This window comes from Nonomuraea phyllanthi, from assembly GCF_006334985.2.
Lineage (GTDB): Bacteria > Actinomycetota > Actinomycetes > Streptosporangiales > Streptosporangiaceae > Nonomuraea > Nonomuraea phyllanthi.
Window position 1 is genome coordinate 309,253 of the sequence record NZ_VDLX02000006.1, and the last position, 14,008, is coordinate 323,260.

The following is a 14,008-nucleotide window of genomic DNA, read 5'->3' on the forward strand; positions in this document are numbered from 1 at the left end:
AGAACGCTCAAAGGGTGGGAGACGGGCGGCGCTAGCCCTTGACGGCGCCCAGCGACAGGCCCGACTGCCAGTACCGTTGCAGGCTGAGAAACGCGATGATCAACGGGACGATGGTCAGCAGCGCGGACGTGATGACGAGATTCTGGATGAGGGCGCCGTTCCCGGCCGTCGAGCCCAGCTTGTTCCACTGGTTGATGCCGACGGTCAGGGGATACCAGTCGGGATCCTTGAGCATGATCAGCGGCAGGAAGTAGTTGTTCCAGATCGACACGAACGAGAAGAGCAGGACCGTCACGCCGGCCGGCGCGAGCAGCGGGAGCGCGATCTGCAGGAAGGTCCTGAACTCCCCGGCGCCGTCGATCTTCGCGGCCTCCAGGAGGCCGGTCGGCACGGCTTCGGCCGTGAACACCCACATCAGGTACAACCCGAACGGGTTGATGAAGGACGGGATGAGCACCGCCCACGGGGTGTTGGTCATGCCGATGTGCGCGAACAGCAGGAACTGCGGGATCGCCAGGGCGATGCCGGGGACCGAGATCGAGCCCAGCACGACCAGGAGGAAGGTCCGCTTGCCCCTGAAGTCGAGTTTCGCCAGGGCGTACCCGCCGAGGGCGGCCAGGAAGGTGGAGACGGTCGCGCCCACGACGACGTAGAGCACGGTGTTGAGCAGCCAGCGCGAGAAGATCCCGTCCTGGTACGTGAACACCTGCACGATGTTGTCCCACAGGGCGAACTCCCGGCCGGGTGCGAGCCCGAACGAGGACACGAAGTCGGCCTGCGACTTGGTGGCGTTGACGACCAGCCACCCGAGCGGCAGCAGGCAGTACAGGGTGAACAGCCCCGTCATCACGGTGAGGGTCGTGCTCTTCCTGGGATTCTCGACCGTGTAGAGCCGCCGGCTACTGATCGGACGCATTCCTCAACCCTCTGATCTGGACGGCGTAGGCGACGACGATCGTGATCGCCGCCATGACGAGCGCGAGCGCCGCCGCATAACCCTGCTGGGACCCGGTGAACGCCAGGTTGTAGGCGTACAGGTTGGGCGTGTAGAAGGTGGTGACACCGCTGTTGGCCACCATCGACGGCAGGATCTGCGGCTCGTTGAACATCTGGAACGTCCCGATGATCGAGAAGATGATCGTGACGACCAGGGATCCGCGAAGTGCCGGCAGCTTGATCGCCCGGACGATCTGAAACTCGTTCGCCCCGTCGATCGCCGCCGCCTCGTACAGCTCGCGCGGGACGGCCTTGAGCGCGGCGTAGAAGATGAGCATGTTGAACCCGGTGAACGCCCACGTCACCATCACCCCGATGGAGATGAGCGTGGTGCCGGGGGAGAAGGGGTCGATGTCCGTGCCCAGCGCCTCGTTGAGGCTGCCGAACAGGCCGTACTTGATGCCCAGGAGGAATCCCCACATGAGCGTCGCCACGATCGCCGGCACCGCGTAGGGGAGAAAGATCGTCACTCGCAGGAACTTGGTGCCGTGCAGGCGCATGGAGTCCAGTGCCAGCGCCAGCGCCATGGCGAAGATCAGCATGATCGGCACCTGGACGAGCGTGAACCGGAAGACGCGCCCCACGCCGTCCCAGAACTGCGGATCCTGGAACAGCTTGCCGTAGTTGGCGAGTCCGACGAACGTGTTGCCTCCCACCAGCTTGTCCTGGAAGAAGCTGAGGTAGGCGGCGTACAGGATGGGCACGATGAAGACGAGCGCGAACAGCGCCCCGAAGGGGGCGATGAACGCCAGCCCGATCTGTGACTTCCGGCGCTTGGCGGTCGGCGCCGCCTGCCGTCCCGAGCGCGGCGGCGCCGTGGCGGTGAGCTCCATGTCCGTTCTCCTTCCGTTCCCTCCGTTCCTTCCGTTCCGTCAGCTCACCTCGAAGCCCTGCTCGTTGCCGTACTGGATGCAGCGCTGACGCCACTGCTCCAGGATCTCGGCGAGCGAGCCCTTGCCCGTGGTGTAGAACGGCGAGGCCAGGTCGCCGTAGATGGAGCGGGCCCACTCGAAGAACGGCGGGTACTGCCAGCCGCTCCCGACGATCTCCGAGGCCTCGGCGAGCACGGCGCCGACCTTCTGGTCGCCGAAGTACGTGTTGGGCTTGCTCTGGAACGCGTCGTTCTCCAGCACCGACATGTTCGGCACGAAGGCGCCCGCGTCGACGCGGGACGAGAGACCGCCGCCGTGCGCGAAGTACTCGAGGAACTTGAAGGCCGCCTCCTTGTGCTCGGCCGCGGCCGGGATGCCGAAGGAACTGCCGCCGTTCGCCGCTCCGACCTTCTCGCCCTGCTGCCACTGCGGCATCAGGGCGACCCTGAAGTCACCGGAGGCCTTCGGCGCGCGCTCGGGCAGCGTCGAGGTCAGCCAGCCGCCCATGGTCTGGGTGGCGAGGGTCCCGTCGTTGAGCGCGCGGTTCCAGTCGTCGGACCAGCCCGTGATCTTGGTGTTGATCAGGCCCTCGTCGAGCATCTTCTGCCAGAAGGCGACGGCCTTGGTCGTGCCCGGGTCGGTGAAGTCGATGTGCACCTTGGTGCCGTCCACCTTGAACGGGCGGCCGCCGGCCTGCCAGATGAGCGAGAGCAGGAAGAAGATGTCGCCCGTGTCCTGGGCGATGTAGTAGTCGTCGCCGAGGGCGTGGATCTTCTTGGCGGCCTCGTAGTACTCGTCCCAGGTGGCGGGCGGCTCCTTGATGCCGGCCTTCTTGAGCGTGGCCGCGTTGTAGAACATCGCGGACGGGCCGTAGTCGGAGGGCAGCGCGTACACCTTGCCGTTGATCGTCACGTCGCTCCACGCGGCCGGGACGTAGTCCTGCTTGAGCTTGTCGACGCCGAACTCCCCGAGATCGGCGAGCTTGCCGGGGACGGCGAAGTACGGCACCGCGAAGTACTCGAACATCACGAGGTCGGGGACGCCCGAGCCGGCCTGGATGGCGTTGTCGAGCGCCTTGTACTCGTCCTGGGACGAGCCCGCGTTGACGACCTCGACCGTGATGTTCGGGTTGGCGGCCTGGAACCCGGGGACGGCCTTCTCGACGGTGCCGTCCCAGCTCCAGACCGTGATCTTCGCCTTCTCGTCACCGCCGCCCCCGTCCGCGCCACCGCCGCTGCCGCCACCTGAGCATGCGGTCAGCGCGAGCATCGGCACGAGCGCCGCGGAAAGGAGTTTGACCTTCTGGGAGAGCCGCATGGGCCTCTCCTCTCGTCCTGAGCTGGTTACGAAACTATTTCGCAACTTGTTCGTTGATGCGAGGACAGTAGGTGCCCCGTCTGTCCTGTGTCAACGGTGAGTTCTCGGGAGTGGGCCTGGCGTGAAGGGTTCGTGGTAGGTTCCGAAATAGTTTCGACAGCGAGGGGAGCCCTGATGCCACGGCGAGGTCGTTCGGAGCGAGCCACCCTGGCGGACGTCGCCCGGCTGGCCGGCGTCTCGCCGACGACCGCCTCGAAGGTCCTCAACGGGCGCAGCGACGTCGGGGCCAAGACGCGCGAGCTGGTGCTCGGGGTCATGGCCGAGATCGGCTACAAGCCGACGGCCGTGCGGCACGAGCAGACACGTGACCGCACGCTCGTCACCGTGCTCGACATCGTGGAGTCCCGCTACGCCGGAACGGTGCTCCAAGGGATCCTCGTGGCCGCGACGTCGGCGCGGGCCGAGCTCCTGCTTCGCCTGCCGCCCGGCGAACCGGTCAGCACGAACCGCACGGCGGCCCGCGCCTGGGTCGAGGAGCAGCAGGCCTCCGGCGTCGTCGGCCTCATCGCGCTGGCCGTCGCCGTGCCCGACGCGGTGCTTCTCGCCGCGGAGGGTCTCGAACTGCCCGTCGTGACGATCGATCCGATCGACACGACCGAATCACGTCTCGTCAGCATCGGCTCCACGAACTGGGCGGGCGGCCGCTCCGCGACCGAGCACGTCATCAAGCTCGGCCACCGCAGGATCGCCTGGATCGGCGGGCCACTGGGCTCCGCCCCCTCGCTGGAGCGCTTCCACGGCTACCAGGCCGCGCTCGACTCGGCCGGCATCGAGCAGGACCGCGCGCTGATCCGCCACGAGGCGTTCTCCGTCGAGGCCGGGCAGCGGCACGGCCACGACCTCCTCTCCCTCGACGAGCGGCCGACCGCCATCGTCTCGGGCAACGACGAGATAGCCGTCGGGGTCCTCGCCGCGGCGAAGGAGCTCGGCATCTCCGTCCCGGGCGAGCTGTCGGTCACCGGGTTCGACGACACGCCGCAGACCGAGTGGACCACGCCCCGGCTCACCTCCGTCCGGCAGCCTCTCGTCGGCATGGGTCGGATGGCCGTCGAGACCGTCCTCAGCATGGCGGACGGTGTCCAGCCCGCCTCCCGGCACCTCCAGCTGGCGACGACCCTCAGCGTCCGCGACTCGACGGGCCCCGCCCCGTCACCCTGAGCCACGCGATCTCCCGGCTACAGCGTGATCGCGCTCGCCGTGCGAATGCCGCCGGCCGCGACCGCCTCTGCGCGGGCCGCCCATGTCAGTGTCCCGGCGACGAGCCTGTTCCGGCAGCGGGTGCGGCCGGTCACCACACCACGAGGTCCGGGAACCGGTCGGGCGGGCCGGTGGACGGGGATCCGAGAGCGCAGCCGTACAGGACGCTGCGCCCGAGGGACAGGTCCTCGGGGAGGCCGGCGACGAGCGTGGCGCCCATTCCGGCGCGGGCGGCCAGCAGGCGGACCGTCGCCGCCGCCATGGCCGCTTCCATGCGCGTCCGGGCGTCGGTGGCGTGCGCGGTGAACAGCAGGAGCGCCGCCGGTGACAGGCCCCGGTCGGCCAGCTGGCCTTCGAGGGCCGGCAGGGCCGCGTCGCGGCGCCGATCGGGCTCGCCCGTCCACCATGCCGTACCGGGCGCCGTGTTCCTGATATTTCTGGCGTACGCGACGCATCGCAGGTGGCCGTGCCCCCAGGTCTCCTCGACCCGCGCCAGGGCACGGGAGATCACCCGCGCCAGGCGGGCACCGTCGAGGGGCTCGTCGCCGGGGTGGCATCCTGCCGCCGGGCGGGCGCGCCCCGCTGGGCGGGCTCTCGGCCGTACGGGTGCGAGCTCGGCGACGACCGCCGCCCGCCCGCCGCCCGCGCCGAGGTCAGGGGGTACGCGGGGGACGGCGGCCCGTACGCGCCAGCCGGCGGTGTGGGCGTCGTCGGCGAGCTGGGCCAGCATCAGGCCGGTGTCGCCCGGGAGCAGCCGTTCCCGCACGCACGGGTCATGCGCCAGCACCAGGGCCGGCAGGTCACCGGCCTGACCGGCCGCACCGGGGAGTTCGACCAGCTCACCGGCGACCGGATCCACGGCGTACCTCCGGGGGCCGCCGTCCAGGTCGGCCAGCAGGTAGGCGCGGACGGCGCCCGCGTGCCCCGCGGCCGGCACCAGGGGCAGGCCGCCCGCGATCCTGGACATCGCGCGCACCAGCGGCCGGGCGCCGCGCCGGAGCGGGACCCGGCGCTCCGTCAGATGGTGCCTGGCCGCATGCCGGCAGGCCGCGCCCAGCACGGGACCGCCCGGTGCGGGGCCGGCCGGCGTGGGACTGTCCGGTGCGGGGCCGGCCGGCGCGGAGGCCGTTCGCTCCACCACGCGGATCCGCCCCTCGGCGTGCAGCACGTCCACGATCCGCTCCTCCGCGTGGCGTTCCCCGTGGCCGCCGAGAACGCGCACGACGATGCCGGCGATCACGCCCGCGGCGACGCCGGCCAGAACGGGGTCGCACTCGCCGCTTTCCGCCCCATGCCCGGCGGCATCACCCGGACGGACCAGCGGTCCGATGGAGACGGCGGTGGCCGTGACCCGTACGGGCAGGACCGGCGCCGCATGGTCCGCGGGCACGCCGACGGCCAGGTCGGACGTTCCCGCACCGTGGCCGAGCGGGCCGACCCCCGACTGCCTGAGGAGGCCGGAGACCAGGCCGGTCAGGGGCCGGCCGCAGGAGACGGCCACGCTCGACGTCCGAAGCCGCTGCCAGATGCCGTCCGCCTCCGGGTACGAGCGGCGCAGGAAAACGCGCATCGGCGGGCTCCGGTGCTGGGGCGTGGAAGCGGCGTGGAGCCGTACCAGATCGCGTTCGGCGAGACGGGCCACCACCTCGCGCACGTAGGGGAGGGGCAGGCCGAGGACGCCGGCGATCTCCTCCACGGTCCGGGTGCCGTCCAGCAGCGGGAGCAGCGCGGGGAACAGCTTGCGGGCGAGCCTGCCGGTGACGTGCTCCTGCCGGGCCCCGCCGTCCACGACGTAACCGTCACGGACGGGTACGAAGGCCAGCCCGTCGGTGCGGGACGCGTACCGGCTCATCGCTCGTCACATCCTGGACAGCCGTGGCAGGGCACGACGCGCCACGAGTTCACCTCGTCGGTGCGGGTGTCGATCGTCATGATCCGCCCGGCACGGCCCGCCTCCGCGTCGCGGATCAAGGACAGCGCCAGGCCGGCGGCGAGCATGGACAGATGGGGCGGAAACCCGCGAACCCCGAGCTTGTCGTCCGCCGTCATGGCCTCCTCCAGCGCGGGGTCAGCGGAGGTGCCGTGCTGGCGCGCTCTGGTGAGGTAGCAGGCGTGGCACGGGGAGACGCCGGGGACGACGGCGGGCCCGACCCTGAGGTAGGGGTGGCCCATCGCGACGGGCAGCCACGGCACCCGCGCCTGCCCCGCGGCGGTCGCGAACGCCTCGAACTCGGCTCCGACGTCGCGCCAGGCGGCGCGGACGGCGAACGCGCCGCCCGCCACGAACCGTCCGGGAGGCACGCGCATCGGCTCGCGCGCCACCTCCACGGGCCTTCGCGCGTACGCCAGGAGCGCGCGCAGGTGATGGGCGACGGCCCGGCCGAACGCGCCGCCGGCCACGATCCGCACCTGGGTTCCCTGAGCCATCGTCATCACGCCATCGGTTGCGGATAGGGGTTGAGCCGGCGCTCCGGCAGGGCGCGGAAGCCCATGCGGCCCGGCGCGGAGTAGAGCCGGGGGTGGCCCCGGTACTGCACCAGAGGGCGGGCCGACATGGGCTGCAGCTCGGGAATGATCACCCGGAGGGCGACGTGCCCGACCTCGCGCAGCTCCCGGGGCGTGAGATCGACGACCCATGCCGTCATGCCCGCCCGGGACAAGCGCTGGAGCAGGAACCGCAGCCGCTCGCGGTCCGATCCCTGCCCGGGGTCGCGCGGCCGGGACACGGGGCGGTTCGCGAGATCGTCGAGGAGGAACCCGAACGCCGCCCGTTTGCTCCTGGCCGCCATGACGGCGGCGTCGTCGTGGATCGAGCGGAAGTCGGCGTACCTGCGCGGGAGCCCGCGCCTGGCCTGCACGCCCAGCCGGAGTGCCATGGTCTCGAGCAGGGCGTGCTCGGCCAGGGAGGGGACGTCGAAGCCGCACGCGGCGCCCACCAGCTGAGCCCCGCGCGGGGTCCGGTCGGTGGTCTGCAGGCAGTACACCATGGGGACGCCGAGGTCGGTGGTGGCGTCGTACAGGTGCGAGGCGATGCCGCGATCGGAGCACCAGGCGATGAGCGATCGCGCCGCCGCGGAGAGGCAGCGGTCGTCGAGCCGCGGCAGGGGCAGCCGCTGGAGCCAGGTCAGCGCTATCGCGTCACGCTCGATCACCTCGCATATCGCGGCGACCGCCGCCGCCTCGAACGACCCGTGCACCGCGCACCCGGTGGAGATCGGCACCCAGAAGTTCTCGGCCTCCAACTCGGGGAACTCCAGGAACGCCATGACCGCCGGGACCAGCACCCGCGTGCCGGTGTGCAGGTCCTCGGCCGGGGTCCAGCGGATCGGCCGCGTCTTGTCGGCGTTCACGACCGGGCAGCCGGGGCGGCTCAGCTCCCGGCGCGAGCACCGGGGGACGCGATCGAGATCCAGCGCGTCGCGGCCCAGCTCGGCGGCGGCGGCCACGATCAGCCTCTTGCCGTCCACGAGGAGCGCGGCGTAGCGCTCCAGCGCCTCGGCGACGGCCAGCAGGCGGGCGCGGTCCGGATCGCCGTACGCCCGTCCCGCGCCGTAGGCCGTACGCGCGCGCGGCCGGAACGGCCCGGCCACCGCCGTCGGGTTGCCGGTGAACGACGTGAAGACGGAGCACTCCTCCGGCAGCCATCCTCCGGTGTCGGCCCTGCGCGGCGGCCCCACCGCCCCGAAGGGGCCTGCCAGCTCCAGCAGCGCGGACGCATCGGCCATGGGCGTGGTCCTCCTTCGCTCAGCCGGTCATCAGCGGCAGGGTGCCGCCGGCCGCCCGGTCGATCCGGCCGCCGGCGGAAAGGTGCAGGTCGCGCAGCGTGAGAGCGATCGTCCTGCTGATGGCTCGCACGCCGGCTCTCGTCTCGTACCAGCGCCAGTCGCCGTCGGCGTTGACCTCCAGGAACACCGGGCCGCCGGCGGTGAGGAGCACGTCGAACGCGCCGTAGTCGAGCCGCCAGCGCGCGGCCAGGCAGGAGACGAGCGCGGCCACCTCGAGGGGGTGGTCCGCCTCGCGGACCGTGACCGACTCCCGGTCGCGCCAGATCGCGTCGGGGGCGGGCTTGCCGACCTGGAGGGCGATCTGCCGGCCGCGGACGAAGTAGACGCGGTACTCGGCCTCGTGCCGCACGTACTCCTGGACGACCAGGGGCGGGGTCTCCGGCGGCGCCCGGTGCGCCGCCAGGCCGGCCCGCGTCCAGACGCGCGGGAAGACGCCGTCGAGCGTGCCCGGTACCCGCTCGACGACGTGCCGGTCGAGCGCCTTGACGACCAGTTCGTCGCCGGGGATCCGGGCGGCCGCCGCCGCGGGGTCGGTGGTGACGAGGGTCGCGGGGACGCGTACCCCGGCCCTGGCGGCGTCCCTGAGCTGCTCCATCAGCCCGAGCCGGGGGCCGGGCCAGGCGGTGGCGGCCAGCACCGCCGCCTGGCGTACGAGGGCGAGCCACGAGTCCGCCCGCAGGACACCGGTCGCGGTCGGCGGCACCGTCATGGCGGAGCGCCAGAACCTGCGCGTCCAGCAGACCGTGGCACGCACGTCGCGCCCGTCGATGCGCAGGGCTCCCGGATCACTCAGGTCGAGCTCGATCGAGCCGAGGGCGTCGGCGTCGATGCGGCAGGACGGCACTCCGAGCAGGCCGAGAAGTCTCGCCACCTCGGACACCTCGTGGTCGGCGCGCCTGGAGCAGAAGACCACGCACCCGCCGGCGGCCGAGCCGGCCAGGAGCGGACGCCGGGACCGGTCGTCGTCCGCGGTGAGCGTGAAGGTGCACCGGTCGAGCAGCGACGTCACCGCGGGGACCGCCCGCCGGCCAGGACCTCTTCCGCCGTGGTCAGCAGGCTGAGCGCCAGGGCGGCGGTCGCCGGGTCCGCCGTGCACATGCGCCGCCCGATGCGGTCGAGGAGCATCGCGTTCTCGTCACTGAGCGGCGTCCCGTTCGTCCTCGTACGGGCGCGAATGAGGATCTCCAGCCCGATGGCCGCCTGTACGGCCAGCAGCCCGAGCACGTCGAGGTCGGCCAGCTCGTTGCGGGACGCGGTGGACGGGTCGAGCACCTCCAGCACCCCGATGCAGTCCACGCCGCGGGTCAGGGGCGCGGCCATCAGGCTGCTCGGCACGTATCCCGTCGACTGCGCGACCCCGCGGGCGAACTGCCGGCTGCCGTCCAGGTCGTCGATGTAGACCGGCTGGCCGCTCACCGCCACCCAGCCGGCGATGCCGGTCCCGGCCGGGAAGCGGGTCCCCGGCAGGTGCGCGTCGCCCTTGCCCGCGACGGCCTCGAAGACCAGGTCGCCCGAGGCGCCGTCGATCAGGAAGATCGACGACGCGGCCGCGCCGAAGATCTGGCGGGCGGTCTCGACCACCGAGTGCAGAAGCTGCCGCTCAGTCAGCGGCGTCCGCCGGCTCGGCTGTGAGTTCGGCAGCGAGTAGTCCTGCAGGGGCATGGCGGGCTCCCTTGGGTGTGACGTTGCGCGCGGTCTGGTAGAGCACCGATCTGAGCTGGAACGGCGTGAGCCACCGGTGCTTGCCGAGGATCAGGGCGCATAGACCGGCGATGTGCGGAGCGGCGAAGCTGTTGCCGGAGTTGCGCGTGCGCCCGCCGCCCGGCGAGGCGACGGGGACCCCCAGCCCTCTGGCGTAGAACTCGACCGGCGGGGACGGGTTGTAGTAGTGGAGGAAGGGGTCGGGCTGGTCGTGGCTGGCGACCGAGATGACGGAGGCGAATCCCCAGGGGAAGCTCCGCACCGGCATGTTGTGGGCGGAGACGACGAGGATCGAGCGCCGGAAGTACGCCCGGTCGGCGAGCTCGTGGAGCGCGGGGAGGAACTCGGGCTTGGTCGTCGAGAGGCTCAGGTTGATCACGTCGAAGTCGGAGTCGATGGCCCAGCGCAGGCCGGCGAGCAGCGCCCGGCCGGTTCCGGCGACGGCGTCGGTCAGGACCCGCATCGACGACAGCGAGACCCCTGGCGCCATCGACCGGACGATGCCGGCGCAGGCGGTGCCGTGGCCCGCGGGGTCGATCGCCTCGGCCGGCGCGATGCCCGGATGGTCAGATCTCTCGAAGACGACGGTCATCGCCTCGTCGACGGGGGCGACGAGCGGATGGGAGCCGTCGACGCCGCTGTCGACGACGCAGACCCGGATCCCGCTCCCGTCGGAGCCGCCCCAGGCCCACTCGGCGGTGACGTCCGGCAGCCGGGTCGAGGGCAGCGAGGGCAGCGGCTGCTGCGAGGTCGGCACGCCCCAGGCCGGCACGCCGGGGAACTGCTCGCGCTGCGGGCTGAGCCACGGCGCGGTCACCGGACGCCTCCGTCGCCGGTCGCGGCCCAGCGGCGCACGGTCTCCGCCGGCAGGGTGGCGCCCTTGGCGAGGTAGTGGGCCTCGGCACGGGCCGCCGCCACGCCGGCCTCCGCCGGGCGGCCGGCCAGCCGGGCGATGATCGCGAATTCGAACGTGGCGTCCCCGAGCAGGCACGGATCGTCGCTGGCGATCGCGTCGAGCGCGTGCCTGGCCATGGCGTGGCCCTCGGCGTGCCGCCCGTCCAGGCAGGTGAGATGGGCCCGCATGAGGTGCAGCCAGGTGCGGGCGCGGGCGGTCAGCGCGGTGTCGTCGGCCGCCACGCCCAGCCCGGCGAAGGCCGCGCGGGCCGCCTCGGGCCGGCCCGCGCGAAGCGACTCGCGGATCGCGTAGATCTCCAGTGTCAATGCGGGCTGGAGGTGCCCCTGGTGCCGCAGCATGGCCGCCGCCTCGGTGAACCGCCTGCTCGCGAGGTCGTTGCTGCCGACGAGCGAGAGCAGGATCGCCTCCGACTGGTTGATCGCGATCTCGGGGAAGGCCGCGTGCAGCGCCGTGGCGTCCGCGCGCGCGGCCGACAGGGTCGCGTGCGCCTCGGGCACCCTGCCGGCCAGCGCCAGGAGGCGGGCGCGGGCCGCCAGGACCGGGATCAGCAGCAGCCGGTCGTCGCCGAAGCTCCGCAGCAGCTGGTCGCACAGATCCAGTCCGTCGGCGACGGTCGCGGGGGACCACTGGACCAGCTCGCACAGGGCGCCCGCCAGCCGGTGCTCGATCCAGCGCTCATCGAGGCGGCGCGCCCTGGCCAGCGCCTTCCTGAACTCCGACTCAGCCTGGCCCACCTGGTCGGCGCCGAGCCGTACGAAGCCCGTGAACTGGTGGAGCAGGCAATGGTTCAGGTCGTCGTCCGCCGCGCGCCCGAGGTCGGCCTCGTGGCGGGCGATGTCGTCGAGCGCGGCCTCGAAGCCGAGATGCCCCAGGCGGTATTTGACGATGTCGCGCTGCAGGCGCAGGGTGATGCGCTCGGCGGCGCCCATCGCTCCCAACCCGTCCTCAAGGGTGCGCAGCGCCCTGTCCCCCTCGCCCTGCGCGAGGACGGCCTCGCTCAACCGTACGGTGATGTCCGCGTACTGCCGGCCACGCTGGGCGTGCAGGCCGAGCGCGCGGGTGAACAGCGCCTCGGCGGCCTTGGCGTCGCGGCGGTGCAGTGCCGTCGTCCCCTCCTCGACGAGCAGGCGCACGGCCTGGGCCGAGAGCCGCGGCAGGTCCGGCTCGTCGGGGCTGACCTCCTGGAACAGCAGCCCGGCCCGTTCCGCGTGGTACATGGCCTCGGCCGAGGACCTGGCCCGGTCCGACAGCAGCGCGTGCCACCGCCCCCGCAGCGACTTGGCGGTCATGGCGTAGCAGGTGTCACGGATCAGGGTCTGCGTGTGCAGGCGGCCGGCCGCGAGCGGCTGGACCAGGCCACGCCGCGCCAGGCCGGCCAGCGCCTCCGTGAGGTCGTCGCGCCCGGTCCCGTCCCGCGCGGCGAGCGCCAGGAGTTGGTCGACGTCGAACTCGCGGCCGCAGACGGCCGACCATTGCAGCGCGTGCCGCTCCGCCGGCGGGAGGGCGTCGATCCGGGCGCGCAGCAGGGCGGAGATCGTCGGCGGGAGCGTCGGGTTCCCGTCGGCCAGGGCGTCGATCATCACGGTGACGAACAGCGGGTTCCCGCCGCTCAGCTCCGCGATCCTGGTCGTCACCGCGTCCTGGTGCTGCCCGCCCACCTCGGCGGTGCCGGGCGCCAGCGTGCCGATCAGCCGCAGCGTCTCCACGGGGCCGAGCGGCCGGACCCGGATCCGCCCGCCCTGCCCGACGGCCGGTTCCGGCCGGTTCTCGAGCAGGTCGTCGCGGGCGACGCACACGACGAGGACGGGCAGCTCCGCGAGGTCGCTGGTCAGGTCCTCGATCAGGTCCAGGAACGTGCGTTCCGCCCAGTGCAGGTCCTCCCAGATCACGACCAGCGGCCGCCGCTCGGCCAGCGCCGTGAACAGGCGCAGGGCCGCCCAGCGGATCTCCTCCACGCTCACCGGCGGGCGGTCCGCCGGCGGCTGCTCGCCGGAGATCGCCTGGAGGGTGCGGTACGCGCGATGCTCCTGGCCGAGGCGCGCCGCCGGCAGGGCCTCGCGGACGATCGCGGCCAGCGGATGGAAGGTGATGTTCCTGCCGTACGTCTGGCACGATCCGGTCAGCACGAGCGCCTCCTCCAGCTCGGGCCGCGCGGCGAACTCCAGCACCAGCCGGGTCTTGCCCATGCCCGGCTCGCCGTGGACCAGGACGCGGCGGCACCTCCGCTCGGAGACCGCCCGGCCGTAGCAGTCGAGCAGGTGCCGCAGCTCGTCGGCCCTGCCGATCAACGGGGCCGGCACGACAGGCGGTGTCACCGCGGCCGACGTGACCCGCCACGCCCGCTCCGGCTCGGACTTGCCCTTGAGGAAGAGCGGGTCGAGCTCCTCCAGGCCGACCCGGCCGCGCACCAGCTGCGCGGCCTCGGCGTTGACGAGGATCTCGCCGGGCCGTGCGGCTCCCTGCAGGCGCGCGGTCGTGTTGACCGTGTCGCCGACGATGCGCGGCTGCGCCCCCGGCCCCGTGAACACCACCACCTCCCCGGAGCCGACACCGCAGTGCACGTCCAGCTCGACCCCGACCGGCCCGAGCCGGGCGCTCAGGCCGCGCACGGACTCGACCACGGATCGGGCGGCCCGCACCGCGCGCAACGCGTCGTCCTCATGTGCCGCCGGGACGCCGAACACCGCCATGATCGCGTCGCCGATGTACTTCTCGATCAAGCCACCGTGCTCGGCGATGCGGTCGCTGCAGACCCGGTAGTAGCGATCGAGGACGCCGCGGAGCAGCTCCGGGTCGAGCCGTTCGCCCAGCGCCGTCGAGTCCACCAGGTCGACGAAGAGGACGACGACGTTCTTGCGTGCCTCCTGGCCCGGCTCGGGGCTCGTGACGGCGGCGCCGCAGGAGGAGCAGAACCGGTCACCGCCCGACAGCCGGGCGCTGCACGTGCGGCACCGCCGGGCGCCTGCGTTCTCTGTCACAGCACCTTGACGTCCTGGCCCTGCACGTCCGGCGCCACCGCGTCGAGCCGGCTCTTGATCCGGTTGAGCACGGTCACCTCTTCCTCGGTCAGCTCCTTCATGACCTCTTTCTGCTCCGCGGTCAGCAGATCCACCCAGTGACCGCCGGCCCGCAGCGCGGACAGGGCGTCGAAAGCCATGCTCCGT

At 72.4% G+C, this 14,008-nt stretch carries 12 protein-coding genes; 1 reads left to right on the forward strand and 11 read right to left on the reverse strand.

Annotated elements, in window-relative coordinates:
- Positions 1 to 31: 31 nt before the first annotated feature.
- From FH608_RS18525 to FH608_RS18535, 3 genes are read right to left on the reverse strand one after another with little or no spacing between them, the layout of a single operon-like run.
- Entirely contained in the window at positions 32 to 916 is an 885-nt protein-coding gene (locus FH608_RS18525) for a carbohydrate ABC transporter permease (RefSeq protein WP_139631773.1), read from the reverse strand.
- Entirely contained in the window at positions 900 to 1,829 is a 930-nt protein-coding gene (locus FH608_RS18530) for a carbohydrate ABC transporter permease (protein ID WP_139631774.1), read from the reverse strand. The genes FH608_RS18525 and FH608_RS18530 overlap by 17 nt, the downstream gene beginning before the upstream one ends.
- A 39-nt stretch (positions 1,830 to 1,868) precedes the next feature.
- Positions 1,869 to 3,185: an ABC transporter substrate-binding protein gene (locus tag FH608_RS18535; protein WP_139631775.1), complete on the reverse strand. Its 1,317-nt coding sequence runs from the start codon at positions 3,183 to 3,185 to the stop codon at positions 1,869 to 1,871.
- A gap of 174 nt (positions 3,186 to 3,359) precedes the next feature.
- On the opposite strand from FH608_RS18535, the gene FH608_RS18540 reads away from it, so the two are divergent.
- Positions 3,360 to 4,403 (forward strand): LacI family DNA-binding transcriptional regulator, encoded by a 1,044-nt coding sequence (locus tag FH608_RS18540; protein WP_139631776.1) that lies wholly within the window; start codon positions 3,360 to 3,362, stop codon positions 4,401 to 4,403.
- Positions 4,404 to 4,533: 130 nt separating this feature from the next.
- On the opposite strand, the gene FH608_RS18545 is transcribed toward FH608_RS18540, so the two are convergent.
- The 8 genes from FH608_RS18545 to FH608_RS18585 are packed head-to-tail and all read right to left on the reverse strand — an operon-like array spanning position 4,534 to position 14,001.
- Entirely contained in the window at positions 4,534 to 6,294 is a 1,761-nt protein-coding gene (locus FH608_RS18545) for a hypothetical protein (protein WP_193318491.1), read from the reverse strand.
- Positions 6,291 to 6,869, reverse strand: coding sequence for a TOMM precursor leader peptide-binding protein (locus tag FH608_RS18555; RefSeq protein ID WP_193318492.1), 579 nt, complete (start codon positions 6,867 to 6,869; stop codon positions 6,291 to 6,293). The genes FH608_RS18545 and FH608_RS18555 overlap by 4 nt, the downstream gene beginning before the upstream one ends.
- A 5-nt stretch (positions 6,870 to 6,874) precedes the next feature.
- Entirely contained in the window at positions 6,875 to 8,167 is a 1,293-nt protein-coding gene (locus tag FH608_RS18560; RefSeq protein WP_139631780.1) for a YcaO-like family protein, read from the reverse strand.
- Positions 8,168 to 8,186: 19 nt separating this feature from the next.
- Positions 8,187 to 9,236, reverse strand: a complete 1,050-nt coding sequence (locus tag FH608_RS18565; protein WP_139631781.1) for an ATP-grasp domain-containing protein — start codon at positions 9,234 to 9,236, stop codon at positions 8,187 to 8,189.
- Positions 9,233 to 9,889: a GAF domain-containing protein gene (locus FH608_RS18570; RefSeq protein WP_139631783.1), complete on the reverse strand. Its 657-nt coding sequence runs from the start codon at positions 9,887 to 9,889 to the stop codon at positions 9,233 to 9,235. Before FH608_RS18570 ends, FH608_RS18565 begins: the two co-directional genes overlap by 4 nt.
- Positions 9,828 to 10,745, reverse strand: coding sequence for a S8 family serine peptidase (locus FH608_RS18575; protein ID WP_139631784.1), 918 nt, complete (start codon positions 10,743 to 10,745; stop codon positions 9,828 to 9,830). Before FH608_RS18575 ends, FH608_RS18570 begins: the two co-directional genes overlap by 62 nt.
- Positions 10,742 to 13,822, reverse strand: coding sequence for an adenylate/guanylate cyclase domain-containing protein (locus FH608_RS18580; RefSeq protein ID WP_139631785.1), 3,081 nt, complete (start codon positions 13,820 to 13,822; stop codon positions 10,742 to 10,744). Before FH608_RS18580 ends, FH608_RS18575 begins: the two co-directional genes overlap by 4 nt.
- Complete coding sequence (locus tag FH608_RS18585; protein ID WP_139631786.1) at positions 13,819 to 14,001, reverse strand: aroma-sacti cluster domain-containing protein; 183 nt, start codon at positions 13,999 to 14,001, stop codon at positions 13,819 to 13,821. Before FH608_RS18585 ends, FH608_RS18580 begins: the two co-directional genes overlap by 4 nt.
- Positions 14,002 to 14,008 lie beyond the last annotated feature (7 nt).

Excerpts from the sequence above, each read along its gene's own strand:
- FH608_RS18525 (WP_139631773.1), bottom strand. The coding sequence starts at position 916 with ATGCGTCCGATCAGTAGCCGGCGGCTCTACACGGTCGAGAATCCCAGG.
- FH608_RS18530 (WP_139631774.1), bottom strand. The coding sequence starts at position 1,829 with ATGGAGCTCACCGCCACGGCGCCGCCGCGCTCGGGACGGCAGGCGGCG.
- FH608_RS18535 (WP_139631775.1), bottom strand. The coding sequence starts at position 3,185 with ATGCGGCTCTCCCAGAAGGTCAAACTCCTTTCCGCGGCGCTCGTGCCG.
- FH608_RS18540 (WP_139631776.1), top strand. The coding sequence starts at position 3,360 with ATGCCACGGCGAGGTCGTTCGGAGCGAGCCACCCTGGCGGACGTCGCC.
- FH608_RS18545 (WP_193318491.1), bottom strand. The coding sequence starts at position 6,294 with ATGAGCCGGTACGCGTCCCGCACCGACGGGCTGGCCTTCGTACCCGTC.
- FH608_RS18555 (WP_193318492.1), bottom strand. The coding sequence starts at position 6,869 with ATGGCTCAGGGAACCCAGGTGCGGATCGTGGCCGGCGGCGCGTTCGGC.
- FH608_RS18560 (WP_139631780.1), bottom strand. The coding sequence starts at position 8,167 with ATGGCCGATGCGTCCGCGCTGCTGGAGCTGGCAGGCCCCTTCGGGGCG.
- FH608_RS18570 (WP_139631783.1), bottom strand. The coding sequence starts at position 9,889 with ATGCCCCTGCAGGACTACTCGCTGCCGAACTCACAGCCGAGCCGGCGG.
- FH608_RS18585 (WP_139631786.1), bottom strand. The coding sequence starts at position 14,001 with ATGGCTTTCGACGCCCTGTCCGCGCTGCGGGCCGGCGGTCACTGGGTG.